The organism is Photobacterium frigidiphilum (genome assembly GCF_003025615.1).
Lineage (GTDB): Bacteria > Pseudomonadota > Gammaproteobacteria > Enterobacterales > Vibrionaceae > Photobacterium > Photobacterium frigidiphilum.
In genome coordinates, this window is record NZ_PYMJ01000014.1 from 48,590 (window position 1) to 75,542 (window position 26,953).

Sequence of the window (26,953 nt, forward strand, 5' to 3'; positions counted from 1 at the left end):
AGCAAACCAACTCAGCTTATTGCACAATCATTTAATATGATTGGTATCATAACTTTTGATAAATGCTGGGCTTGATAAGACGCAGTTGATCACTGATCCCATTTATCGTCTCCGAATGGCCAACGAATAAATACCCTCCTGACTTGAGTAAGGGCACTATTCGCAAAATAACGGCTTGCTTGGTTTCCGCTGAAAAATAGATCAGTACGTTGCGTAACAGGATAAAATCAAATGTTCCCAACGAAGGCAGCGAGCCATTGAGATTAATCTGCTTAAAGTGAACATGCTGGCGCAGTTGGCTATTGATTAAAAAAGAGCCTTGCTGTGAACGGACACCTTTTAAGCAATATTGCTGCAAGTAACGAGTCGGGATTTCGCTTTGCCGCGAACTCGGATATTGCCCGCAGCATGCATTTTCTAATACTTGCGAATTAATGTCAGAACCTAACACCATCCAATCCGCTTCATCGCCAAAGGTGCTCGCCAGTAACATAGCCAGACTGTACGGCTCTTCTCCCGTTGAGCAGACGGCGCTCCAGCAACGCAACGGCTGTTGCGGTGATCTCTTAGCCAGTATCTCTCTTTGTATAAACCCAAAGTGTTTCGGCTCTCGGAAAAAGTGAGTTTCATTGGTGGTCAGCAGATCAACCACTATCTGCAACTCCCCTGCCAACGTATCGTCCATTAACAGCCGATAGTAATCAGCAAAGCTATTTAAAGAAAAGTGTCTGAGCCGACAGGCCAGCCTGCTGACCACCAAGACTTTTTTGTTATTCCCCAGGGTGATGCCGGCCAGGTCGTAAATTAATTGCTGAAACCGTGCAAATTCCCAGTCGGATATGGCGTCCTTAGTGAATAATTCCTCTGGCTTGTTCAGGGCCGCGCTTTTACAGTTCATGGCGTTCTCCTTTTCTGCCATAACCGGAAAAGACAACTCCTTCCCCCCGGTTATACCCAAACCACCTCAAGATGCAGAGTTCAGCGAGAATTTTGAGGTGGCTTGGGTATAAATGCCTTGTGACCGTGATCAGGCCACAAGGCTCAATTGCTTTAAAATTAGCTTCTAATATAAGCGTTAAAAAGCTTCAAAATCCTCCTCTATCAGCTCCTGATGTTTGCTTCCCAGCTTTCTGGCTGGTCTTTTTATAACCGATACTGACGGAGACTGGGCATGGTTTCCGACTACCTTTAATGAATGAGGCTCAACCCCTTCGGCTTGTTGCTCATCTATTTTAAAGAAGCTCATCAGCTGCTGTAACTGCTCAGCCTGGGCACTCATCTCCTCAGCAGTCGATGCCAATTCTTCTGAAGAAGAAGCGGTTTGCTGAGTCACTTGATCCATCTGGCCCATCGCAACACTGATCTGAGTGACACCACTGGCTTGCTCATCCGATGTTGCCGCAATCTCCTGCACCAGCTCTGCGGTCTTGGTGATGCTCGGCACTATCTCATCAAGTAAACGGCCTGCCTGCTCGGCAACTTGAACACTGTCTCCGGCCTGGTTGCTGATCTCCTGCGCTGCGACCTGACTGCGCTCGGCAAGTTTTCGCACTTCAGCCGCAACCACAGCAAATCCTTTACCATGCTCACCAGCTCTTGCCGCTTCAATGGCTGCATTTAATGCCAGTAAGTTGGTTTGATAGGCGATGTCTTCAATGATACTGATTTTCTGAGCAATCTCTTTCATTGCGGTAACCGTTTCGGTTACAGCGCTTCCACCCTCTTTGGCCTGCGATGCTGCTTTAGTCGCACGATCATCGGTTATTTTGGCATTTTCGGCATTCTGCTGGACCGATGCGGCAATTTGCTCCTGAGACGCACTGGTTTCTTCCACACTGGCCGCCTGTTCACTGGCTGCCTGGCTCAGTGACTGCGCCGTTGCACTAATTTCTTCAGAAGCACTGGCAAGACCGTTTGCATTGTTGTTTACATCACCCACGATCTGACGCAACCTGTTGCTCATATGCCCCATACGGCGTAGTAACTGGCCAGTTTCATCTTTACTGCTCGTTTCGATCCGGCTGTTCAGATCGCCATTGGCCATCGCCTCTGCAACTTGTAATGCCGATGCCAGCGGACGGGTGATGCTCGAAGCGACCAGCATAGCCACCAGGATAATCACTACAATCGCGACCGCAATAACCAGTCCAACCAGTATAAGCAGGCTATAAATAGGTTCATTCACCTCAGCTTCATCAATTTCGGCCAGCAGGGCCCAATGGGTATCACCGATATTTACCCGGGTATAAGCAGATAATACGCTATTACCGTTATAGTCTATTACCTGTTGAATATCGGTCTCACCGGCTAAGGCCGCATTACTGGCCTGGGTATCGACACCATTACGCCCAACAGTACCGGCAAAAGAAGCCATGACAGAGCGCCCTTCCTGGTCAAGAAAAGAGTCGGAACGCATTCGCTTATCCATACCGACCAGATAAGTTTCACCCGTCTCTCCCATGCCGCTCCGTTGCTGCATGATGGCATTGATCGGTTCCAGCGGAAGCTGAACAGCCACAACCAGCTGAATCTCGCCATTCTCAATCACCGGTTGTGCGACAAACGCAGCCGGCTCACCATTACTTGGGGCATAAGGGGTAAAATCAGCCAACCCGTATTGTCGGCTTTGCAATACCTGGCGAACCAGTTGGCCTAAGTTAGAATCTGCATACTTGCCATCAATCATATTGGACTGGTAGTCGGCTTCATGGGTTACGCTATAGAACACCTCTCCCTTAGGATGGATCAGGAACAGATCGTAATAACCATATTTCTGACTATAGTCAGCCAGAAAATCAGTCGTCCCACCTGCCTTTTTGCTAGTAAACGCTTCTTCCAGATCAATGGTTGAGATCAGCGCCCAGCTCAGTCCATGAACCTCCAACGGAGAGGCTGATACCAGCTTTAGCTTTCCGCTGCGATCTTTATAAATATCACCAACATACTTGCCCGTTAGTGCCTCTTCAACAAAACGTTCGCTCACTGGCATACCAATCAGGCGCTCTGCCCCGTCACCATTAACAAAATTGCTTCGCAATGTGACTTTACCGTCTTGCTTGCCCGCCAAATACGTCTGTACCGTCTCTCCGAGATTGTCATCTCGCTGTACAATGGCATCGATCTCCTCTGTCGGTATCTGCATAATGAGCACACCCTTCAGCTCACCATTCTTGATGACTGGCGCACCAATAAATGCCGACTGTTGATTATCAGAAGGGGCATAAGGGGCGAAATCTTCAATCGCGACAGCAGATTGTGCCTGGCTAAAAAGGTGGCCAATTCCACTGTCTCGCAATGTGCCCGTTTTGATGTTCTGCCCCAAGTCAGCTTCCTGGGCAACCGAGTAGACAATCTCACCATCAACATTAATCAGGAACAGATCATAGAAGCCATAATGCTCTTTATAGCGACTCAACCACTGCCCATACTGGTTATCCACAGCCAGCCAGGCCTCGCCGCCGACTTGCATGCCTTCATTTTGATACGCCGTATCAAACCCTGACAGCGCCTCTGATATCGCGCTATTTTCAGCAAGAATAATAATATCATCCTGCATTTCCTGAAAATAACCCTCAATCTGAATACGCTTACTCTCTTTGGCTGCGTACAGCGAGTCCAGTGTACTGACACGCAGATTGTCGACGGAATCAACCAAGACACTAAGATCGCTCTGGCGCTCTTCAAAGTAACTTTCTATCTGGGCCTTTTTGACTTCACGCATTGCGATCAACTGATCATTGGACTCAGCCGTCAACGCATTCGCGGCTGATTTAACTGCAATAGATACGACAATAGCTAGTGGAATAAGACTGACCAACAAAAACAGGCCGATCAACTTAGGTCTCATCCTGATGTCACTAAAACGAAGCATAACGCCTCCCTGGATTAATCCGGTTATGGTTTCTTAAAAAATCACCTGTTCCACGGCACTATTCAGCACGCGGGTTATTCTAGAAACGATGGTAAAACAAACTATTACAGCGCGGGTGTAGTTTCCTTTTACAACGACTCTAGCGATGATAATTCATCAACTGACAGCACATGGCTGACATTCAGTAAGACAATGAATTCATCGTTCACTTTCCCCATCCCCTGGATAAAGTCAGTGCGAAGCTTGGCACCAAAGCTGGGAGCCGGCTCGATATCTGTCAGCGAAATATCGATAACTTCACTCACAGCATCAACTAGAACACCAATTTCAAGGCTCTCGCCTTCACTCTCTACTTCGACAATCACAATACAGCTGCGCTTGGTCACAAGCGTGGTCGGCCAGCCGAAGCGCATCGACAAATCAATAATGGGCACCACATTGCCCCGAACATTAATCACCCCGCGGACAAACTCAGGAACCATAGGTACCTTTGTCAGCTGTCCATACTCAATGATCTCTTTGATCGGGCGGATATTGATGGCGAACAACTCTTCTCGCAGTAAAAATGTCAAAAACTGCTGCTGTTCCAATGCCACAACCTCCTCTTTATCCTCCCGAGTTCTGGACTTTTTCAGGTTTAAGTTTTGCGTCATAACACACCCCTTACCAAAATGCTTCACCTGGTTCTAGTTCCATCGGCAGTGCTTTCCCTTACTGCCGAGTAATATCCCTTACTGCACCGCCATCTCGTCGCTAACATGGCAAGACGACCGACGCGTTTCTGCCTCACGGATCAAGGCTGGCACATCTAGGATCATCGCAACCTCACCACTGCCGAGAATGGTTGATCCACTGATCCCGCTAAGTTGCGAGAATATCTTGCTCAACGGCTTGATCACGGTTTGCAACTCACCCTGCAGCTGATCAACCACAAACCCCGCTTTTTGCACCCCACTCTGTACAACGACAATGTTCCTTTGTTTTACTTCGATGTGGCTTTCTTTAAATTGTCTTTGCAGGTTAATGAAAGGCAGAATTCCCCCCCGTAAGTTGACATAATTGCCATTTGGGCTGAGTTGTTCGTTGTATTCGATACACTCCACGACAGCATCCAGAGGAATAACATAAGTGGATGTACCCACACCGACCGCAAAGCCATCAATAATTGAAAGCGTCAGGGGCAAACGCAAGCGTAGCAAGGAGCCTTCCCCTTTTTGGCTCTCTACTTCAATGCTGCCTTGCAATGCTTCTATATTCCGCTTGACCACATCCATGCCCACGCCTCTGCCCGAGAGATCGCTCACTGCCGTTTTTGTGGTTAAACCCGCTTCCAGGATCAGCCTTAATGCCTCTTGATCACTTAGCTTTTGTTCGGCATTAATTAACCCGTTCTCAATGGCTTTGGCCCTGACCTTAAGCGGGTCAATGCCACCACCATCATCACAGACTTCAATCACTATGCTGCCTGAATCATAATAAGCGCGTAATGTCACAGTACCTGTCGCCGATTTACCTTTTGCAAGCCTCAATTCTTTAGCTTCAATGCCGTGGTCAATCGCATTCCTGACCAGGTGCATCAGAGGATCGGCAATTTTTTCCACCACCCCCTTATCAAGTTCGGTATCACCACCCTCAATTTTCAACCGGATTTCTTTGCCTAAATCACGACTGATCTCACGCACAACACGATGAAATCGTTTAAAGGTGTCATCTATCGGTATCATTCTTAAATGCAGCGACAATCCTCTGATCTCCTCTACCAGCAGGGATACGATGGCACTCGATTCTACCAATTCAGGTTCACCATTCTGTCGGGCCAGCAAGCTGGTATTCGCACCGGCAATGACCAGTTCGCCAACCAGATTAATCAATTGATCCAACTTGTGGGCATCAACCCGCAGACTTCGGCTTTCCTGACGTTTTGATTCCGTGACTTTGGCTGGTTTGTTGTCCGTCGTGGAAGTGAGGGGCTGCTTTATCTGCTCATCATCAGATACAACATCGACTGTCAGCTCCGGCTTGGCTACCTCTGTTTCCGGCGAAGAGACCTGCTCTAGTTCTTCCGGTCGGTTCATGATCATATTCAGTTCATCTAGCGTCAGCGCACCACAACGCAGTAGTACCTGTCCTAAGCTGATAGCTTCATGTGCCGGATCAATAGCTCCTTGATCATTAACTGCCAGATCACTAATTAACTGCACATATTGCTGAAGCTCACTATGGGGGGGAATAATATGTATCTGACATTCATCGGCAACAAATTCAAATACCGACATCAGGGTAGATTTATCAGTGTCGCTGTCGAGCTGAAGCTCCAGCCCGAGATAACAGGATTCGGGGTCCATTTCACTGCCACCGGGCAAGGTGTGAAACAGAGGAACGAGATCGATAATCTCACCTAAAGAGGAGAGGTAACGAAGGAAAGAGAGTGGATCCATTCCATTACGCAACACATCCTTGCCAAATCGTAGTGAAAGGTGCCAGTACGCATTATCGACATACCTGCAGGCCAGATCCTGGACAATCTCAGGACTCTCCGCATCATGCTGCCGCACAGCATTTTGGGCATTTTCAATCAGGCTCGGCTTGTTAGCGGTCAACTCAGCTAACCGCGCCAGTAATCCTCGCCCGCGTTCATCCAGCTCTTGTGTCTCTCTGCCAAGCTGCTCAATCAAGCTTTCAATATGATCTCGGCAACCTAATAAGGAAGCAATCAGTGCATCATCACACAGCCGTTCACCGGCTCTGACCTGCTCCAGCACGTTTTCCACGGTATGAGTAAAAGCAACGATCCCATCAAAGCCGAACAATCCGGCCGATCCTTTGATGGTGTGAGCAGCCCGAAATACCAGATTGATCATCTCACCATTCTCGGGAGCTGCTTTTAACTGGTTTAATGCCGACTCCATCTCCTGCAGCAAATCTAGGCTCTCATCGACAAACATCTCTTTGGCTTGTTCCATCTCATCCATTTTCCCTCCTTATACCAATTGGGATAATAGTCTGGCCATTCAGCGAGAATGAAAGGGCAGATAATTGTTCCGGTTGGTATCAATAATGAGCCAATGAAAACCGACTAACTACACGGGTTGTAAATTGAACTGCCGCTCAAGTCGCAACAAAGTAATGGCCTCCAGGGCGGCAGAGCTGATGCCAGCAATCGCTAACGCCTTACCCGCCTCCTGGTGACACAGCCACAACAGCTGTATACCAGCCGTATCCATTTCACTCACCTCAGTCAGATCAAACAATACTGATTGATTTTCGTGTAAGTAAGCCAGCAAGCGGGGTTTTAGCTCGGTGACACTATAAATAGACATTTCGCCTGTCAGGCTCAGCTTACATTCCTGCCCGACCTGTTCCTGTTTTATGGTGATATCCATCTGTTGTCCTCACCTCAAGGTAAAATCAGTTTGGCGACCGCATTCAATAGTTGAGGCGGCTGAAACGGTTTAACAACCCAGGCTTTGGCTCCCGCGGCCCTGCCCTCTTGCTTTTTATTATCCTGTGATTCGGTGGTCAGAATAATGATGGGAGTAAATTTATAACGAGGCATCTTTTTCACCTCTTTTACGAAGGTGATACCATCCATTCTTGGCATGTTGACATCAGTAATGATCAAATTGAGCTTCTGGCCATTCAATTTCTCAATACCGTCTATGCCATCTTTCGCTTCAATCACCTGATATCCAGCCCCTCGGAGCGCAATGCCTACGACCTGACGGATCGGAGCCGAATCATCCAAAATCAAAATTGTTTTCGTCATAGCACTCTCCGAGGATTAAAAGAAAGTTATCTCAGCATCATGTGAAGAGGCGGTTGTCGCCTTGTTTTCTTCATGATTGATATGTTGTTCCTGGGCCACATAATCTTGCTTCATCTCATTCAACCAGGTTGAGACATCAAGCCGATGCGCCTCATCACCGTTATGCTGTTCTGATTCATAATCGGTGATCTCAGCTTGCAACTTGTCAAGGTTCATCTCTACCTGGGTGATAATTTGACTGGCGCGATCTTGAAACTGCAAAGAAACGATGACGCCAGATATCTCCTGTTGGATATCCCGGTTTTTATCTTGTAGCAATGAGGCCGAGCCACTCAGATCAGAGGCAAGTCGATTAAAATTGGCAAGAATTGATTCAATATTGGTTTCTGAAGCGGCTTCAGCCCGAGCATCCTGATGTGCACTCTGCTCTGCAATGTTCACCGTATCTGCTATTGCCTGGTTAATCATCGACACCTTGTCACGAATATGTTTACCGGTTTCCCCTGACAGCTGTGACAAGTTACGCACTTCACCTGCCACCACAGCAAAACCACGGCCTTGATCGCCCGCCCTGGCCGCTTCAATAGCGGCATTCAGCGCCAGTAAGTTGGTCTGATCAGCAATCTTGGCCACATCGACCGCCATCTTGTCTAATTCTTCGGTATAACTGGCCAAGTGACTAACCTGAGCTAACATCTTTTCTTTGGCCTGCATGGTCGATCGCAACTGGGTAATGACCTGGTTGAGGAGGTTCTCACTGTCACTGAGTACTGCAATCACCCCATGCTGGCCGTTATCTTGCCCTCCCCCGGCAGCATGCTGAGACTCTGTCACTGCCTTATCTAGTTCGGAAATGATCTCGGAAAAGCGCTGTGACAAGGCCGTGATTTCGGTTTCAGTCTGCAGCCTTACCGTACACAGCTGCCTTTGCCATATTGGCAATACTTGTAAACAAAGTTCAACCAAGCGCGTCAGTTGTTCTTGCGCATGCTGCAGTTTTACCTGTGATTCTTTCCTTTCTTGTTTCTGTGCATTTGCAACAGCAACCTCATGCCCGGATTGTAAAAATCGGGCAGCAAGATAGCCAGCAATCACCAGACCACCACTAACCATGTAAGCAATTAGGCTTGCATGACCAATAAGTATTAGGCCAACAGCCGCAACGAGCGTTAGCCCTATGGGTATCCAGAACAAACGGCTTCTTTCCATAAAGCCCCACCTGCTTGATTTATAAAATAATTTAGCAACTAATCTAAAATTGATATGGAAGTATAGGCATATATAATTAGGATAAATTGAATTATTCAATAAATAATGGGCTCTATCACAAAATATTCCACGCACCTCAACCGAAAAATTTTGCGCAACGCTCACAAATGGGAGTAACCGGTAATGCGCGAACATCCCTCCTTTGCCAATCTAGACTTAGCAGAGTGAGACTAAAAACGAAGATTCCAATATGCTGACTAATAATGTTATCGCTATCGACTTAGCTAAAAATATTCTTCAAGCCTGTCATATCAGCCAATGGCAATGGGTGCTATCCGGGCGTTACACGATGCAGGATTACAGGTACCTCAAGATATTTCAGTATTAGGCTTTGATAATGATCCTGCGGGTGAGTTCACTATTCCGAGTTTAACCACAATCATGCTTCCGGTGGAAGAAATGGCATATACCGCAATCAAGCAGGCATTACAGTTAATCGATAAGCAAGAGATCAGCACTATTGCTCTATTTTCAGGCAACTTGATCGTTCGTGAATCAGTTGATCATTTGTGAAAAGGATTGTGATCAGCGATCTGGTGCCAAAAGAACATTTATGAACACGCATCCCGAAAGCATAAGTTACATATGCTGTATATGGATTTTACACAGGATAAAAAACCACATTAGAGTTATTTAAGTGAAAGATCCAGATATAGCTATATATTGAATCAATTCTCATCTATCGATAATAGTCCACTCTATTTACGAACGTTTTTGCGTTCAATAACAAGATATTAACCAATATTTGGGGTAGCGTACTTCATATTCAAAAATGAAAAAATCGCCCACTGGCGATTTTTAATTAGTATTAAATTCCATTAAAAAAAACTATGGTTTTGTATGGGTAATCATAACCAATTCCTGATCGCTAATATGTTCGAACTGAACATATAGCGCACTGTATTCAGCAAGAGATTGTATATGAGAGCCACCACATGGAATTTCAATCATTTCCTTCTCCCCTAAATCACATTGCCAGTAACGTGAATCGGTTAACTGCATGCCTTCACGACGCATCACTACCGCTGCGCCACTCTGGCGCCAAGTTTCTAGCTGCTGGTTAATCAGCTCAGTTAACGCAACTAAATTAGCTAGCATATCAGCCGTATTTAGCCCGCGTTTACGTAATGTTTTACCTAACCGATAGGTATCTGTACTTTTATCTTCACTTACAATGCTCTGCTGCTGAGCGTAACTGTGAAAATCATAATGACCTAATTCATCTTTACGTGAAGCATCCTTACGCCAATAATCACTATGTAGCACTTTATTGAGCGCTAAAGAAGAAAGGTGTCCTGCGCTATGACCACGGCTTAATGCCTGTTGATAAGCCTTATCAACCGACAAGGTGACTGTATCTCCCTTGCTCCATTGAACGTCTTCAGCAATATAATGCACCACAACAAACGTCCAACCCGATGCATCACGTTTAACGGGAATATCTGTACCGACATAAAGCGTATTCGTCGCTAAATCAACGGCACCAGTAAAACAACCGGCCACATCAAAGCAACTACCTCTCAAGGCAATAGTACCTTTATCTGCAGGGTGATCTGGCCAAATATGACTAACAGGATGAAAACAGGTGCGATCTGTTACCACATATACGCCACGTGAAGTGGCTGGTTTACATAGCTGAATTTCAGCTTCTGTTTGCCATTGTGGCACCGTAAATAATACGTGGGTTGGTGTAACATCAGACATATTTTGAGCCTTTCTTTATTATGGTATTGATCGAGATAATACCAAAATGAACAGATACTGATTTAGGTTGGTATAAGTACCAGATAAAAAAATACCCAACACAAGGCTGGGTATTTCAATCGATTCGCGATTAATAAAACAAGTTACTTACGGCGACCGTGAAGCATACCCGTTAAACGCTTACGCTGACGTTCTTGAGAAACAGTTAATTTCTGCTTCGTTGTTTCAAATGGGTTTTCACTATTCTGGAATTGAATACGAATTGGCGTACCCATCATTTCTAATGAACGACGGTAGTAATTCATTAAGTAGCGCTTGTATGATGATGGCAGATCATTAACCTGATTACCGTGAATAACGATAATTGGTGGGTTGTAGCCACCTGCGTGTGCATACTTTAACTTCACACGACGTCCACGAACCATTGGTGGTTGGTGATCATCTTGAGCCATTTGCATAATACGTGTTAGAAGCGATGTACTAATACGCTTAGTTGCTGACTTATATGCTTCAATAACTGAATCATATAAGTGACCAACACCTGTACCATGCAATGCTGAAATAAAGTGAATACGAGCAAAATCAATGAAACCTAAACGGCGATCTAATTCTGATTTAACGCGCTCTTTCACTTCATTATCAAGCCCATCCCACTTGTTAACAGCAAGTACAAGTGAACGACCTGAATTAAGAACAAAACCTAATAGACTTAAATCTTGGTCCGAAATGTTTTCACGAGCATCAATGATAAGCAAAACAACGTTCGCATCTTCAACTGCTTTTAGGGTCTGAATAACAGAGAACTTTTCAACTACTTGGTTCATGTTCTTACGACGACGAACACCTGCAGTATCAATCAGTACGTATTCTTGCCCATCACGTTCCATTGGAATGTAGATAGAATCTCGCGTCGTACCTGGCATGTCATACACAACAACACGTTCTTCACCAAGAATACGGTTAGTTAGTGTTGATTTACCTACGTTAGGACGACCAATGATCGCTAGCTTAATAGGCTGCTCTTGCAAACGTTTGTAAGCGGCTTCTGCATCTTCTTCCGTCAGATCTGCTTTTTCGATGTCTTCTACTGAAGATAAATCAATCAGACCTTCTTCATCGTCACCTTTCAATGAATCTGCAAATGGGGCTAATGCACGCTCCATCAACGCTGTTACACCACGGTTATGTGCTGCAGCAACTTGATACATCGCATCAACGCCTAGTTTCCAGAATTCAGCACAAGCACTATCAGCATCAATACCATCAATCTTGTTTACAACAAGAAAGGTGGGTTTGTCACGGCTACGAAGGTGCTTTGCAATCGCTTCATCAGACACAGTCAGACCAGCACGACCATCAACAAGAAACAGTACAACATCTGCTTCTTCAATCGCGGCTAATGACTGTTCAGCCATTTTTGTTTCAACACCTTCTTCAGTGCCATCAATACCGCCGGTATCAATAACAATAAATTCGTGCTCTTCTAGCTCTGCTCTGCCGTATTTACGATCCCTTGTTAGGCCAGGAAAATCAGCAACCAGCGCATCCCTTGTGCGGGTAAGACGGTTGAATAACGTCGATTTACCTACGTTAGGGCGCCCAACTAGGGCAACAACAGGAATCATAAGTACCTCTTACTTTTTAGTGTCTTACAGACAATTGTCCCATTCATTCTTGCCTCCAGCTGACATTATAGCGCAGCCTTCATCCGACAATAATATGCGAATAGGTATAACAACAACGGCTCCTGACTGTTCGAAACAGCAGGAGCCGACAAAATTTTCACTGCATTATACCGATTAATTACGGCATTTGCATTTTGTTGATTTTACCATCACGAGTCACAACTAGATAGCCATCATCTAAAGCAATTGGCGGTATAGCAAAACCACTACCATCTGTTGCTTGTTGAGCAACAAACTCACCAGTATATGGGTCTAACCAATGAAGATAACCTTCACTGTCACCTAATACTAAGTAACCAGAAATCAGAGCAGGTGCACTTAGTAAGCGATATTCCAGATCTTTATTTTGCCAAAGTTCTGTGCCACTACGTGTATCTACTGCAACAATGTGATCTTTGTCTGTTACTAAGTATAACTGGCTACCATCAATAGCGAAATCTGTCGCTGATGAGTAAGCTCGCTTCCAAGCAACTTGACCACTACGCAGTTCAATTGAAACTAACGCACCGTTGTAACCTAAAGCATATAAACGCTCACCGGCAATAACGGGGGTTGCATCAACATCAACTAAACGATCTATCTCTGTAGCACCTTTTGGTGAACCAATAGGTTGCTGCCATAGCATTTGACCAGTATTCATCAATGCACCAGCAAGACGACCATTGGCCTGTCCCCAGAAAATACCGCCTGAAATCGCTACTGGTGAACTATCACCACGCAATGTCAGTGTTGGTACTTCACTGCTTAGCTGCCATTTTGCTTCACCAGTTTCAGCATCAAGCGCTTGTAACACACCACGGCTGGTATTAACTACCACCATGCCATTATCAACAAGCGGTTTTGCTAGTACTTCGCCTTCAACTTTTGTGCGCCAAATTTCTTCACCAGTTTCTTCATCCAATGCAATGACATCCGCATTTTCTGTACCAATGAATAATTTACCGTAAGAAAGCGTAATACCACCAGCAAGCTTAGCCGTTACGTCGCCTTGTAAGTCTTGTTGCCAAATCACTTTACCGTTTTCAGGATCAAGTGCTTTAACAAGACCATTTCGATCAGCCGCAAAGATTTTGCCATAACCGATAGCTGGAGATAATCGAGAGAAGTAACCTTCTACGCCATCACCAATAGTCTGACTCCAAACTTGTGTTGATGCGATTGTATTCTCAACAACAGGCAATGGTGCCATCTGATTCGTATCTTCTTCACTAGCACAGCCAGCAAGAATACCAAGCGTTAGCGCAACAATTAAAGCTCGCTTAAACACTTTTTGCATAGTCATCCGCCTTACTGAGCTAGATCATCAAGCTTCATCTGCAATGCAGGCGAGGCACCAAGTTGCTGTGCACTTATGTAAGCTTTACGAGCAGCAATAACATCGCCTTTAAGCAATAAGATATCACCGCGTAGCTCAGCAATTTTTGATTGCCAGCTTGTCGCTGTTACTTTATCAAGCTCAGCAAGCGCTTCATCGAATTTCTGTTGCTCTGCATAAATACGTGCAAGACGCGTCTGTGCAAGAGGCAAGATTGCTTGATCTTTAGTTTGGCTAATAGCCCAAGTTAGCTGCTTAATAGCACCGTCTAAATCACTAAGCTCGACTTGTGTTTTCGCCAGTTGAAGCGCAGCAAGTACTGAGTACTGGCTGCTTTCATTTGCCGAAATAAACGCTTGTACATCAGCAACAGCATTTTCGCTGCCACTATCGAGAGTCGTCATTACCTGTGAATAAGCATCAGATGTAAGTTCTTTTGTTGTTTGAACTTCACCTTGGTAATAACGCCAGCCATAAAGACCACCCAAACCAATCACAGCACCAAGAACAACGGCTTTACCGTTCTCTTTCCACCATGATTTAAGTGCTTCAACCTGTTGTTCTTCGGTCTCGTAGACTTCCACTTCCTGTCCTCTCTTAAATCAATTCAGCCAACTTTGCAGCTACTTCATCCTGTGCCATGGTTGTTTGCTCACCACCACGGAGATCTTTTACTACCACAGTATTATCAGCGATTTCATTCTCACCAAGAACCAGTGCAATAGCTGCGCCTACGTTATCAGCACGTTTAAATTGCTTTTTAAAATTACCACCACCGAAGTGGTTCATAACACGTAAGCCGGGAATATTTTCACGTAGCTTTTCAGCCAGTTTCATTCCAGCCATCATCGTGCCCTCACCAACAGTAACGACATAAGCATCAACTGAGCGACGAACGTCTGCCAGTTCAAGCGTTTCCATCAGTAAAACTAAACGCTCAACACCCATAGCAAAACCAACTGCAGGTGTTGCTTTGCCGCCAAGTTGTTCAACTAAGCCATCATAACGACCACCGCCACAAACAGTACCTTGGGCACCTAGGCTTTCAGTAATCCATTCGAATACGGTACGGTTATAGTAATCTAAACCACGTACAAGGCGTTCATTTACTTGATATTCGATACCAGCAGCGTCTAATAGTTCACATAAACCAGCAAAATGTGCTTTAGAATCGTCATCTAAGTACTCAGAAAGCTTCGGTGCATCAACCAAAATTTCTTGTACAGCTGGATTTTTAGTATCAAGCACGCGTAATGGATTCGTGTGCATACGACGCTTACAATCTTCGTCAAGCACATCTAAATGCTGTTCTAAGAATGCAATCAATGCTTCGCGGTATGTCGCACGAGCTTCTAAAGAACCAATTGAATTCAGCTCTAGGCGAACATGTTGATTGATGCCTAACTCACGCCATAGGCGAGCTGTCATCATGATCAATTCAGCATCAACATCTGGGCCATTCAGACCAAAGACTTCAACACCAACCTGATGAAATTGGCGGTAACGACCTTTCTGAGGACGTTCATAACGGAACATCGGACCGATGTACCATAAACGTTGCTCTTGGTTATACAGCAAACCGTTTTGAATACCCGCACGAACACAACCAGCAGTACCTTCAGGACGAAGGGTTAGGCTGTCACCGTTACGGTCTTCAAAGGTGTACATTTCTTTTTCAACAACATCGGTGACTTCACCGATAGCACGCTTAAACAAATGCGTTGATTCAACGATAGGCATACGAATTTCGTTATAACCATATGCGCTTACTACTTGCTTAATTGTACCTTCCACTTTTTGCCATAGGGCAGATTGTGTAGGTAGGCAGTCGTTCATGCCTCGAATTGCTTGAATTTGTTTCGCCACGTTTTTTCTCGTTTACCGACGGGGAATTGAGTCGAATATAAAGGTTATAAAGGAAATAGTGAACCGCTCCCTGACAATCAGAGGGCGGTTTCGGTTTATTTCTCTACTTCTTGTACGTTAATGCGGTTATTAACGTCCAACATCGCTGCTTTTGCGCGGATTTTTGTTTCTAGCTGATCAATGACATTATCGTTATCAAATCGTTCTTTTTGACGAATGCCATCTTCATAAAATGCGCTTTTACGGCTACTGCCTGCAACACCCAAATGGGAAACTTCCGCTTCACCAGGGCCATTGACGACACAACCGATAATGGAGACATCCATTGGAGTCGTAATGTCTTCTAAGCGTTGTTCTAGCTCGTTAACTGTACCAATAACATCAAACTCTTGACGAGAACATGTTGGGCAAGCAATAAAGTTAATACCACGAGAACGAATACGTAGTGATTTAAGAATATCAAAACCAACTTTGATTTCTTCAACCGGATCGGCGGCTAGTGAAATACGTAACGTATCACCAATACCTTCAGCTAGAAGCATGCCTAAACCAACGGCTGATTTAACGGATCCTGCACGCGCACCACCCGCTTCGGTAATTCCTAAGTGCAAGGGTTGTTTAATCTGCTTTGCTAATCGACGGTATGATTCAACGGCTAAGAAAACATCAGACGCTTTCACGCTCACTTTGAATTGGTCAAAGTTCAAGCGATCTAGAATGTCGACATGACGCATTGCTGATTCAACAAGTGCATCAGGCGTAGGTTCACCGTATTTCAGTTGGATTTCTTTTTCTAACGAACCACCATTAATGCCGATTCGGATAGGAATATCATAATCGCGGGCACATTCAACAACAGAACGTATACGCTCTTCGTTACCAATATTACCTGGGTTAATACGTAAACAATCAACACCGTATTCAGCCACTTTTAGTGCAATGCGGTAATCAAAATGAATATCAGCAACCAGCGGTATATTGACCTGCTGCTTGATAAGCTTAAACGCTTCTGCTGCATCCATTGTGGGAACAGACACGCGCACAATATCTGCACCGACTTTTTCTAATGCTCTTATCTGCGCAACTGTTGCTGCAACATCTGTGGTGAGCGTATTCGTCATCGATTGAACTGCAATCGGTGCACCATCACCAATCGGCACATCGCCGACATAAATGCGAGTGGATTGTCGACGTATAATTGGAGATTCACTATGCATTACATATTCTCTTTACAGCGGAAGCTTAAATCTTGCGACTTTACCAGTAGGATACACGCTAAGATCAACAGGTTCGCCTTTGTAAGTCATTTCGACAACACCCGGCGCACCAAGTACAACTTTAAACGGTGCTGCGCCATTTAAATTCAGCACATCACCCGTTTTCTTAATACCGGTATCAAGACGCTTACCATTCGCGTCACGAACATCAATCCAGCAGTCTCCGGCAAAGCTCAACTTTAAATCCGAAACAATGGCACCATCATCTGTGCTCTCTGCACTTTCTGATATGACATCTGATGCTTGCTCTGCCACAAAACTGTCGTTATCGCTACCCGCATTAATGACTGTTGATGGGTTTGAAATTGAAACTTCATCATCAACAGCAGAAATCAAATCACTATCATTGGTGGCTGATAACACAGTTTCAGGTTCGCTTGCGGTAACAACGGTACCTTCAGCTGCAGCATTAATGTCAGAAGCAGATATACCCGTTATCGTCGGATCAGATAAGTCAGAATTGGCTATAGATTCATCTAACGGTTGAGACAGCTCACTAGAAACCGTTGATAAGTCAGTACCCGACTCTAACTGCTCACTTTGCCACCACCATGCAGCGGTTAGACCGATGATAATCGCCGCAACACCCCAAGTAATACCCATAATTCGACTATCATGTGCTTCACGCTTTGTTCGACGAGAAAAGCTTTGCATTTCTTGTTCTTTAGGCTGCGCATGGCCAAGCAGATCCAACTTAGCCAGTATTTCTTTTTCATTTAAGCCAACATATTTAGCATATGAACACACATAACCACGCGTAAACGTGGCTACTTGAGATTCTTCAAAAATGTTGTCTTCAATATTATTAATAACAGAAAGTTTAAGGCGTAAACGGCTGGCAATATCTTTTTGAGAGTAGCCTAGCTTTTCACGCGCTTGTCGCAGCATATCCCCTGGACGAATCATTTCTTCTGTTGAATTCTCTTCGTTCTCTTTAATATTCATTGGCTAGATATTTCTGATATTGCTGAGAGTCTGGGAACTGCTCTTTAAGCAAAACGGCATACTTATCCACTTCTGTTAATCGTCCAGCCTGATTTTCTAACTGAATGAGTAGCCACAAGCTATCCGCTTTATACCCATATCTCTTGTTAAATTTAAAAAGCATGACGCGTGCATCTTTAAAATTATCAGATTCAATTTCAAGTTGCGCCAGCTGCAAAATAGATTTTGGTCTGTACGGGTCATGAGAGAGCGATTTTTTAAAATAAAATTGTGCTTGTGAACTATCACCTTTTTTAAGGCTACACAAACCTGCATTCTCATAACTGGCAGATATCAAATAATAATACGGTTGTTTAATTGCCTTTTCAAAGGCTTTGATGGCATCGTCGTAACGTTGCTCACTACACAAGAATACACCATAGTTATTTAAAACATCGCCATTTTTTGGTGAATCTCGTAATGCTTTTCTATACATACTTTCAGCAGCGTCATTCTCATCCACAGTCTGAAAGTAATATGCCATTGCATTTTGAGCACGATAATACCTAGGAGCATACTTTAATGCTGTTTCAAGGTTTTCTCTTGCTCGTTGCCATTGACCATCATTTAAATAGCTAAGACCAAGAGCGATCCTGGCCTCAGATGCATCGATACGATTAAATTCTTTCTTATTGCCCGTTTCTTGGACTGTTATACAGCCTACCAATAAACTACACAATAATGGGTACAACGTCCATTTAACCATTTTTATCTCACATCGACATCCTTGTCTATAGGTCTGTTTTTAGACCGTTTTAACCGGGATTTGTTCACCATCATGTTGCTTAACTTGTGTGCGTTTCGTGCGGTCAATCACATCACCAACTAATTGCCCACAAGCTGCATCAATATCATCACCACGCGTTTTACGTACTGTAACTGTAAAGTCATATTCCATAAGCGTTTTCATGAAACGGTCAATACGTGAATTACTCGGTTTACGGTATGGTGACCCAGGGTACGGGTTAAATGGAATAAGATTAATCTTTGCGGGCGTATCTTTTAGCAATACTGCTAACTGACGCGCATGTTCCATGTCATCATTAACATGATCTAACAAAATATATTCAACCGTTACACGACCGCGGTTCGCATTTGATTGCTCAATGTATCGGCCAACAGACTCTAGGAAGGTCGCGATATTGAATCGATCGTTAATTGGCATGATCTGAGAACGCAATTCATCGGTTGGGGCGTGCAAAGAAATAGCCAAAGCAACATCAATCTTACCCGTCATCTGATCAAGACCTGAAACAACACCTGATGTAGAAACAGTGACACGACGTTTAGACAAACCAAAGCCGATATCATCCAGCATAATTTCTAATGCTGGGATCAGGTTTTTCATATTAAGAAGTGGCTCACCCATTCCCATCATTACAACGTTGGTGATAGGACGACGACCCGTATCTTTTTCGATACCAATTTCTTTTGCTGCACGCCATACCTGACCAATAATTTCAGATACACGTAAATTACGGTTGAAGCCCTGTTGACCAGTTGAACAAAAAGTACATGCAAGCGCACAACCTACTTGCGAAGAAACACACAAGGTTGCACGATCACCATCAGGAATATAGACAGTTTCAACATCTTGATCGCCAACACGCATAGCCCATTTAATGGTGCCATCAACTGAGTGTTGTGCTTCCGAAACATGCGGTGCACGGATTTCAGCAACGCGCTTAAGTTTTTCACGAAGCTTCTTATTGATATTCGTCATTTGATCGAAATCATCACAACCGAATTGGTAGATCCACTTCATGATTTGATCAGCACGGAAGGCTTTTTCATTCAGCTCTTCTGCAAAGTATGTACGCAACCCTTTGCGATCTAAATCCAGTAGATTAGTTTTGACTGTTGTCATCGGTTGTTGCCTCATTAAAAAATGACGGATTCTATGCCTTGGCAATCTTAAAAGTATGATTGCGTGTAATAGGACAATTCAAGGCGCGAAATTGTACAGCCTTTGCCTGCCTGTTTCCACTTGTAAGCACTAAGGTTATTTTAGCAATGGCACGTAACTTCAGCGAAAAAACACCTTATGCAAAGCAAAAATGACAACGGGAAGCCGAAGCTTCCCGTTAATAATCTGTTTTGTATGAAATTTAATCAATTGTTAGTCACGAGGACAAATTTCATCTTCTGTAAAGAAATAGGCTATTTCACGTGCCGCTGATTCTGGGCTATCAGAACCATGTACTGAGTTATAACGCATACTTAATGCAAAATCTGAACGAATCGTGCCACACGCCGCATCTTCTGGGTTAGTTTTGCCCATTAATTCACGGTAACTATAAATCGCATTTTCACCTTCGAGTACCTGTACCATCACAGGGCCCGATGTCATGAATTCCACGAGCTCATTAAAAAATGGCTTCTCTTCATGCTCAGCATAAAATCCCTGTGCTTTTGTCGCATCGAGATGAACCATTTTTGATGCCACTATTTTTAAGCCTGCGTTTTCAAAACGCTGATAAATAGCGCCAATCAAATTACGCTTAACAGCATCGGGTTTTACAATTGAAAACGTTTTTTCAATAGTCATTATAATCCTTCCTTTTGAGTCAATTCGTTCTTGGCTAAGCCTATATATCAAACAGTACGTAGTGTTAAATGATACAAAATTCTACAGTGCTGTTTTTTTGGGTTAGACAAGCTATAGCGTTAATAACTTGCCTTCTTTGTGATTACTACAACAATAATGCTGCAATATTAGCAACCCCTAATCCCGTTGCGCCAGCAGCCCAACGACCATCAGCATTGTCACGGAAGCAAGCCGCTAAATCAAAGTGAATCCAACTGCTTGTTTCGTTATCAACAAAACGTGATAAGAAAGCAGCTGCGTTAGATGCACCACCCATTCCACCACCTTTTTGCGTTCGGCTATTCGCTGTATCCGCATAATGAGAAGGGCAATTGCTTTGATGCCATTTTTCAAGCGGTAATGGCCATGCAGGCTCATTCACCAACTCTGACAACTCTTGTGCCTTCATTAGCAGCGGCTTATCTAAACCAAATATGGCATTGTAATCGGTGCCTAACGCCATCAAAGCAGCACCAGTTAAGGTCGCAGCATCGATGATCAGCGGTGTTTTGGTTTCACTTGCAGCAATTAAACCGTCAGCCAGCACCAAGCGCCCCTCAGCATCAGTATTAACAACTTCTACGGTTAACCCGTTTTTATACGTTAACACATCACCCAGTTTATAAGCATTACCTGCAACCATGTTTTCAGCACAGCATAAGATCAGCTTCACACGTTGATTCAAACCTTGCTCAATGGCATAACCTAGTGCCGCTGTTACTGTTGCCGCACCGCCCATGTCACATTTCATTGTTACCATGCCAGCACTTGACTTCAAGCTGTAGCCACCGGAATCAAAGGTAATCCCTTTGCCGACTAAACATGCTGACACAGGTGCATTGTCATCACCCGTAGGATTGTAATCGAGGGTTAGCATGACTGGTGGTCGACTACTTGCACGACCAACACTGTGCGTGCCTATCCAGCCGTTTTCCAATAGTTGATCACCCACTAGCATTTCATAGCGTATTTTATCGCCCGCAACAAATGATAAAAACTCTATCGCATCATTTGCTAGCTTTTCAGGGTACATATCTTCTGGTGTAGCATTGACTACTTGGCGTACCCAATCAGTACTGCGACGACGCGCATTAAGCAGTTCTAGTTCATCTTCATCAATAGATGCCCACTTAATTGCAACAGGAGTCATGGTTGCAGCAAAACCACAATAGAATGCCCACTGACGCTCATAGTTCCAACCTTCGCCATCAAGGCTAACGCTTGTTGCACCTTGCGATTGCAGTTGACGCGCAGCCTGCTGGATACGACGTAATGGGAAATCACCACTAAAGTGAATATCTGCGCCGTCTTCTTTATAACTGAGTAATGCCTGTTCTCCCCAAGCCCCTGAACTGGCTTGCGCTGATAATGTAATCCTTAACATGAAAAGCCTTTAAATTTTAATTATACGTTTTTGGTAATATGAGAGTTTTAATACTCAGCATTGCTGACCACCATGGAGCATCATGATGGTCGATAGATTGCTACACTCGATGTATTTAGCTTTCTGAATTTAAAATGTTTGCCAATGTACGCACACCCATACCCGTTGCGCCAGCACACCACTTGTCGTTGCCACTCTTACGGTAAGTGCCGCTTGCATCAATGTGCATCCAACCTTTCTTATAGTCTGTTACAAAGTACGATAAGAACGCTGCAGCAGTACTTGCACCCGGCAAGAAGTCACCACTTGAAATGTTCGATAAGTCGGCAAAGTTTGATGACAGCATTCCGCGGTGATTTTCCGCTAATGGTAACGGCCATAAACCTTCATGCTCTTCAGCCGCTGATGCTAATGCTTTTTGTGATAATACCTGATCGAAACTGAGTAATGCATGGTAGTCATTACCCAGTGCATTTTTCGCCGAACCCGTTAATGTTGCACAGTCAATAATCACTTCCGGGTTTTGGTTACTTGCGTAAATAAGACCATCAGCAAGCACTAAACGGCCTTCAGCATCGGTATTTAACACCTCAACTGTTTTACCATTTTTATAAGTAATGATGTCGCCGAGTTTAACCGCACGACCCGACACCATGTTCTCTGCACAACATAGGATCAATTTAATGCGCTTGTTATTACCACGGGCAATCGCAAGTGCTAAACCACCCGTCGCCATTGCAGCGCCACCCATATCGGCTTTCATTGCCGTCATGCCTGCTGAAGGCTTCATGCTGTAGCCGCCCGAATCGAAAGTAATACCTTTACCCACGATGCAGGTGTGTACAGGCGCATCAGTATCGCCTGTTGGGTTGTAATCTAGACGTAGCATTGCCGCTGAACGCTCTGAACCGCGACCAACAGTGTGCGTGCCCATCCAACCCTCATCAATCAAGTCATTGCCTTTAATGATTTTGTACGTTACGTGCTCTGGTGCAAGTGACTTAACAAATTCACCCGCACGTGCCGCAAGCTGTGAAGGGCGCACAACGTCTGCCGATTGGTTAATAACTTCACGTACCCAGTTTGTTGTTTTTATGCGCGCCTGCAGTTCAGCTTCATCTTCAGCATTTAAGCCTTCCCAAGTAACCTGGTTACCTGGCTTTGAATTACGGTGTCCTTGAATGAAAGACCAAATTGCTTCTAAGTCCCACTCACTACCCGCGAGTGAAACTTGCTTAATACCTTGTGTATCCAATTTACGGCCAGCACGCTGTAATGTGCTCTGCTGATCACCACAGAGGTGAACCGTTGTACCGTCGGCAGAAAAAGAAAGTAGCGCGTTTGTTCCCCATTGCTCTGCAGCAGCATCATGGGATAAGAAAACAGACATAATAGAAGACATTAGAAATTCCTTGGATTCTTGATGAGGATATCAGCACAATCGAGACAAGATAGAAAAGACCTAATCATTGTCTTTTAATCATCCCCACGCGATAAACAATATGCTTTTTGATAACAAGTAAATGACATTCGCCAAATCACTTTAAGCAGGCTTACAGCAAGTTATGGGGGTAATTGTGCGGTTTTACAAGATATTGACAGGTTTAAATACAACAAAGCGGACCATAAGGTCCGCTTTTATATTTCTTTGACTAACTCTGCTCTGTTATCTAACCATAAACAAGTTGTTTACATCAGGATGTAGAGCGAGATCATATTGTTTTTACTGCCCAATCAAAAGTGGGGCAATTGTTCAGTAACCACAATAAGTAAACGATTAATCTTCTTCTTCCATCCAGCACATTTGCACGGCTTCTAACACCCTTTCACTACAGTGCTTGGGGTCATCATCAAATTCTTCTAGATCCAGAATCCATTGACGAAGATCGGTAAAAAGAATCAGCTTAGGATCCGTATCTGGATACAACTCAGACAGTTCAATCGCTATTTCTCTAGAGTCTATCCATTTTAAACTCATGATATTACCTTCTTAATCGTTTTAACGTCATTGTCACCAACATCGTCGCGCTTACTTACCTTAAGACTAGGGTATCTCGATAAGTAAAAGAACAAAAATTAGTGCTGCTCAGAAGCAAGGTTGATCGTATATTTTGGAATCTCAACAACAAGATCCACATCCGCAACCGTCGCCTGACAACCTAAACGGGATTCAGGTTCAAGACCCCATGCTTTATCTAGCATGTCATCTTCTAACTCATCACTTTCATGGAGTGAATCAAAACCTTCACGAATAACAATGTGACAAGTTGTACATGCACATGATTTTTCACAAGCATGCTCAATACCAATACCATTACGCAGTGCTACATCAAGTACTGTTTCACCCGTTTTAGCTTCTAAAATTGCGCCTTCAGGGCAAAGTTCTTCATGTGGTAATACAACGATTTTAGGCATGCCTAAACCTCATCTATCGATTGACCAGCCAATGCCTGTCGAATAGATTTATCCATTCGACGTGAAGCAAATTCTTGGCTCGCTTTATCAGTTTTCTTAATACCCTGTTCAATTACTCGGTAGTCTGTACCTTTTCGCAATTGAACAAGTTCCATCATTACGCCTTCCAGCGTTTCACGCTCTTCTTTTGATAGTAAAGTATCACCATCGATTGCGAGAGCTGTAATTAGGCCTTCCAATACACGATCAGCTTCAACTTGTTGTTCAGCTAATGTACGTGCATCTTTGTCATCTTGTGCGTGTGTCATTGATTCACGAATCATGGTTGCGACTTCATTATCACTTAAACCATAAGAGGGTTTAACTTGAATCGATGATTGAACGTTACTGCTCTTTTCCATTGCAGTAACAGACAATAGGCCATCGGCATCAACTTGATACGTAACACGAATGTGTGCAGCACCGGCCGTCATAGCTGGGATTCCACGTAGTGTAAATCGCGCTAATGAACGACAATCGCTTACCATTTCACGTTCACCCTGCACCACATGTACCGACATTGCTGTTTGGCCATCTTTGAACGTGGTGAATTCTTGGGCACGTGCAACAGGAATTGTCGTGTTACGAGGAATGATTTTTTCAATCATGCCACCCATTGTCTCTATACCTAAAGACAGAGGAATAACATCAAGTAATAGCATATCTGAATCAGGCTTATTACCGACTAAGATATCAGCTTGAATTGATGCACCAATCGCAACAACTTTGTCAGGATCAATAGATGTTAGTGGCTCTTTACCGAAGTAATTACCCACCATTTCACGTACCAATGGTACACGTGTTGAACCACCAACCATCACGGTTTCAATGATGTCACTAATTTCAATGCCTGAATCTTTGATCGCCCGGCGACAAGACATCAGTGTTTTCTTTACTAACGGCTGAATTAGCGCATTAAACTGTTCACGAGTAACAATACCTTGCCAATTCAGCACATCAATCTGGGCTGTATCTGCATCTGTTAACGCAATTTTAGCGTCAGTGGCCGCATCTTGTACCATACGCATTTGTTGCGCAGTTAAATCACCAATATAGCCCGCTTGCTCTTTAATCCAATCGGCAAGTAAGTGATCGAAATCATCACCACCCAATGCTGAATCACCGCCAGTGGCTAATACTTCAAATACGCCTTTCGATAAACGTAAAACAGAAATATCGAATGTACCGCCACCTAAGTCATAAACAGCAATAACGCCCTCTTGACCAGAATCTAAACCATAAGCAATCGCAGCTGCTGTTGGCTCATTAAGTAAACGTAATACATTTAGGTTCGCTAGCTTTGCAGCATCTTTAGTGCCTGCTCGTTGCGCATCATCAAAATAAGCCGGAACCGTTATAACGACACCTTCAAGATCACCACCTAATGTCGCCACAGCGCGTGCATTAAGCGTTTTAAGGATCTCGGCAGAGACTTGTACTGGGTTAACTTTACCCGTACGTGTCATTAATTGAGGCAAACCATTATCTGATGCTTCAAATTGATACGGTAAATGCGGGTAACGTTGTTGAATATCCGCTAAAGAACGACCCATCATACGTTTTACTGAAAAGATAGTATTACTAGGATCTTGCTGAGCAAGCTCTCTGGCTTTATGACCAACAAGCAGGGATTCCTCACCATAATGAACAATTGAAGGCAAAATAGAACGCCCTTTATCATCCTTTAAGGTTTCTGGTACACCACTGCGCACAGCAGCAACAAGAGAATTTGTGGTACCCAAGTCAATGCCCACCGCCAAACGATGTTGATGTGGTGCCGCACTCTGACCTGGTTCAGCAATCTGTAACAGTGCCATTATCTTTCCTGTGGAGTTAGTGCTCGGGTGAGAAGCAATTAGTCAAAGAAAGTCTCTTCAAGACGTTCAATTTCATAACGCAGCTTATCAATAAATTTTAGCTTACGCACGGCATCTGCCGCTTCTTCCCAATCTTCCTGATTTAATAGTTGCTCAAGAACGTTCAATTGCGATTTAAATAACACTGTTATTTGCTGTTCAAAATCGAATAGCGCACTTTCAGGGTCACTTGCCTCTGAGATATCTTCAAGTTCTTCACGCAGTTCCATTTGCTGCATTAAGAACTCAGGATCTTGTAGCGTTTTTTGTTCGCCACGAATATCCATATCTTGCTCAGAAAGCATATATTCAGCTCGTGAGATTGGATTTTTTAGCGTTTGGAATGCGTCGTTAATTTGCGCTGCTTTTTGGACCGACATTAAGCGATCACGTTCTGAAGCTGTAGCGAAATTATCAGGATGGAAACGACGTTGTAGTTCCCGGAACTGAGTTGACAGAAGACCCCCATCCAATTCAAATTGGAAAGGCAGTCTAAATAATTCGAAATGATTCATATCGCGTCTGGTATCTCTAAATACTAAACCTAACTGGCATATATGAAGATATAGCAGTTAGGCTCAGTGGAAACGACTATAGCGATTAAACGTTGAAGCTTTCACCACAACCACATTCGCTTGATACGTTCGGGTTGTTGAATTGGAAGCCTTCATTTAGCCCTTCTTTGGCAAAATCAAGCTCGGTACCGTCAAGATAAACTAGGCTTTTTGCATCAATTACGATTCTTACACCCTTCTCTTCGAATACCTCGTCCTCTTCATTGATATCATCAACAAATTCGAGAACGTAAGCCATTCCTGAACATCCCGAAGTACGGACACCTAGGCGAAGGCCAAAGCCCTTACCGCGATTCTTAAGGAAAGTAGCTACGCGACTTGCTGCCGCTTCAGTAATAGTAATGGCCATACAACAACCCT

The 26,953-nt window shown here is 44.1% G+C and carries 25 protein-coding genes; 1 reads left to right on the forward strand and 24 read right to left on the reverse strand.

The window, feature by feature from the left end; all coding sequences use genetic code 11:
- Positions 1–46 precede the first annotated feature (46 nt).
- The 7 genes from C9J12_RS14770 to C9J12_RS31720 form a co-directional block, all read right to left on the reverse strand.
- Complete coding sequence (locus C9J12_RS14770; protein ID WP_170111789.1) at positions 47–898, reverse strand: CheR family methyltransferase; 852 nt, start codon at positions 896–898, stop codon at positions 47–49.
- 177 nt (positions 899–1,075) lie between these two features.
- Positions 1,076–3,871 carry a methyl-accepting chemotaxis protein gene (locus C9J12_RS14775; protein WP_107243417.1) on the reverse strand — a complete coding sequence of 932 codons (2,796 nt, stop codon included), beginning with the start codon at positions 3,869–3,871 and terminating at the stop codon, positions 1,076–1,078.
- A gap of 128 nt (positions 3,872–3,999) precedes the next feature.
- Positions 4,000–4,524, reverse strand: coding sequence for a chemotaxis protein CheW (locus C9J12_RS14780; protein ID WP_107243418.1), 525 nt, complete (start codon positions 4,522–4,524; stop codon positions 4,000–4,002).
- Between the two features lie 78 nt (positions 4,525–4,602).
- Complete coding sequence (locus tag C9J12_RS14785; protein ID WP_107243419.1) at positions 4,603–6,843, reverse strand: chemotaxis protein CheA; 2,241 nt, start codon at positions 6,841–6,843, stop codon at positions 4,603–4,605.
- A 108-nt stretch (positions 6,844–6,951) separates the two neighbouring features.
- Complete coding sequence (locus tag C9J12_RS14790; RefSeq protein WP_107243420.1) at positions 6,952–7,254, reverse strand: STAS domain-containing protein; 303 nt, start codon at positions 7,252–7,254, stop codon at positions 6,952–6,954.
- Between the two features lie 14 nt (positions 7,255–7,268).
- Positions 7,269–7,637, reverse strand: a complete 369-nt coding sequence (locus C9J12_RS14795) for a response regulator (RefSeq protein WP_107243421.1) — start codon at positions 7,635–7,637, stop codon at positions 7,269–7,271.
- A gap of 15 nt (positions 7,638–7,652) precedes the next feature.
- A complete protein-coding gene (locus tag C9J12_RS31720; RefSeq protein ID WP_107243422.1) occupies positions 7,653–9,041 on the reverse strand; it encodes a methyl-accepting chemotaxis protein in 1,389 nt (462 codons plus the stop codon).
- Positions 9,042–9,170: 129 nt separating this feature from the next.
- On the opposite strand from C9J12_RS31720, the gene C9J12_RS14805 reads away from it, so the two are divergent.
- On the forward strand, positions 9,171–9,419 hold the full coding sequence (locus C9J12_RS14805) for a substrate-binding domain-containing protein (RefSeq protein WP_227876371.1): 249 nt from the start codon (positions 9,171–9,173) through the stop codon (positions 9,417–9,419).
- Positions 9,420–9,734: 315 nt separating this feature from the next.
- Here C9J12_RS14805 and C9J12_RS14810 read toward each other — a convergent pair whose 3' ends face one another.
- The 17 genes from C9J12_RS14810 to iscA all read right to left on the reverse strand — a co-directional run bounded on the left by C9J12_RS14810 (position 9,735) and on the right by iscA (position 26,942).
- Complete coding sequence (locus tag C9J12_RS14810; protein ID WP_107243423.1) at positions 9,735–10,610, reverse strand: alanyl-tRNA editing protein; 876 nt, start codon at positions 10,608–10,610, stop codon at positions 9,735–9,737.
- Positions 10,611–10,753: 143 nt separating this feature from the next.
- Complete coding sequence (gene der / locus C9J12_RS14815; protein ID WP_107243424.1) at positions 10,754–12,235, reverse strand: ribosome biogenesis GTPase Der; 1,482 nt, start codon at positions 12,233–12,235, stop codon at positions 10,754–10,756.
- Between the two features lie 178 nt (positions 12,236–12,413).
- Positions 12,414–13,571, reverse strand: coding sequence for an outer membrane protein assembly factor BamB (bamB, locus tag C9J12_RS14820; protein ID WP_107243425.1), 1,158 nt, complete (start codon positions 13,569–13,571; stop codon positions 12,414–12,416).
- A gap of 11 nt (positions 13,572–13,582) precedes the next feature.
- Positions 13,583–14,194, reverse strand: a complete 612-nt coding sequence (locus tag C9J12_RS14825) for a YfgM family protein (protein ID WP_011217520.1) — start codon at positions 14,192–14,194, stop codon at positions 13,583–13,585.
- A 13-nt stretch (positions 14,195–14,207) separates the two neighbouring features.
- On the reverse strand, positions 14,208–15,476 hold the full coding sequence (hisS, locus tag C9J12_RS14830; RefSeq protein ID WP_107243426.1) for a histidine--tRNA ligase: 1,269 nt from the start codon (positions 15,474–15,476) through the stop codon (positions 14,208–14,210).
- A 95-nt stretch (positions 15,477–15,571) separates the two neighbouring features.
- Positions 15,572–16,693, reverse strand: a complete 1,122-nt coding sequence (ispG, locus tag C9J12_RS14835; protein ID WP_006230816.1) for a flavodoxin-dependent (E)-4-hydroxy-3-methylbut-2-enyl-diphosphate synthase — start codon at positions 16,691–16,693, stop codon at positions 15,572–15,574.
- 12 nt (positions 16,694–16,705) lie between these two features.
- A complete protein-coding gene (rodZ, locus tag C9J12_RS14840; RefSeq protein WP_107243427.1) occupies positions 16,706–17,698 on the reverse strand; it encodes a cytoskeleton protein RodZ in 993 nt (330 codons plus the stop codon).
- On the reverse strand, positions 17,688–18,443 hold the full coding sequence (gene pilW / locus C9J12_RS14845; protein ID WP_107243428.1) for a type IV pilus biogenesis/stability protein PilW: 756 nt from the start codon (positions 18,441–18,443) through the stop codon (positions 17,688–17,690). Before pilW ends, rodZ begins: the two co-directional genes overlap by 11 nt.
- Before the next feature lie 39 nt (positions 18,444–18,482).
- Complete coding sequence (locus C9J12_RS14850; RefSeq protein ID WP_107243429.1) at positions 18,483–19,604, reverse strand: bifunctional tRNA (adenosine(37)-C2)-methyltransferase TrmG/ribosomal RNA large subunit methyltransferase RlmN; 1,122 nt, start codon at positions 19,602–19,604, stop codon at positions 18,483–18,485.
- A 252-nt stretch (positions 19,605–19,856) separates the two neighbouring features.
- The gene (gene ndk, locus C9J12_RS14855) at positions 19,857–20,285 is read right to left on the reverse strand and encodes a nucleoside-diphosphate kinase (protein ID WP_107243430.1); all 429 of its coding nucleotides are present in this window, start codon (positions 20,283–20,285) and stop codon (positions 19,857–19,859) included.
- 145 nt (positions 20,286–20,430) lie between these two features.
- Positions 20,431–21,708 (reverse strand): aminopeptidase PepB, encoded by a 1,278-nt coding sequence (gene pepB, locus C9J12_RS14860; protein WP_107243431.1) that lies wholly within the window; start codon positions 21,706–21,708, stop codon positions 20,431–20,433.
- 115 nt (positions 21,709–21,823) lie between these two features.
- Positions 21,824–23,110: an aminopeptidase PepB gene (gene pepB / locus C9J12_RS14865; protein ID WP_107243432.1), complete on the reverse strand. Its 1,287-nt coding sequence runs from the start codon at positions 23,108–23,110 to the stop codon at positions 21,824–21,826.
- Positions 23,111–23,485: 375 nt separating this feature from the next.
- Entirely contained in the window at positions 23,486–23,686 is a 201-nt protein-coding gene (iscX, locus tag C9J12_RS14870; RefSeq protein WP_107243433.1) for a Fe-S cluster assembly protein IscX, read from the reverse strand.
- Positions 23,687–23,784: 98 nt separating this feature from the next.
- Positions 23,785–24,123 (reverse strand): ISC system 2Fe-2S type ferredoxin, encoded by a 339-nt coding sequence (gene fdx, locus C9J12_RS14875; protein WP_107243434.1) that lies wholly within the window; start codon positions 24,121–24,123, stop codon positions 23,785–23,787.
- Between the two features lie 2 nt (positions 24,124–24,125).
- Positions 24,126–25,979, reverse strand: coding sequence for a Fe-S protein assembly chaperone HscA (gene hscA / locus C9J12_RS14880; protein WP_107243435.1), 1,854 nt, complete (start codon positions 25,977–25,979; stop codon positions 24,126–24,128).
- A 38-nt stretch (positions 25,980–26,017) separates the two neighbouring features.
- Positions 26,018–26,533 (reverse strand): co-chaperone HscB, encoded by a 516-nt coding sequence (hscB, locus tag C9J12_RS14885; protein WP_107243436.1) that lies wholly within the window; start codon positions 26,531–26,533, stop codon positions 26,018–26,020.
- A gap of 85 nt (positions 26,534–26,618) precedes the next feature.
- Positions 26,619–26,942 (reverse strand): iron-sulfur cluster assembly protein IscA, encoded by a 324-nt coding sequence (gene iscA / locus C9J12_RS14890; RefSeq protein WP_011217507.1) that lies wholly within the window; start codon positions 26,940–26,942, stop codon positions 26,619–26,621.
- Positions 26,943–26,953: the final 11 nt, after the last annotated feature.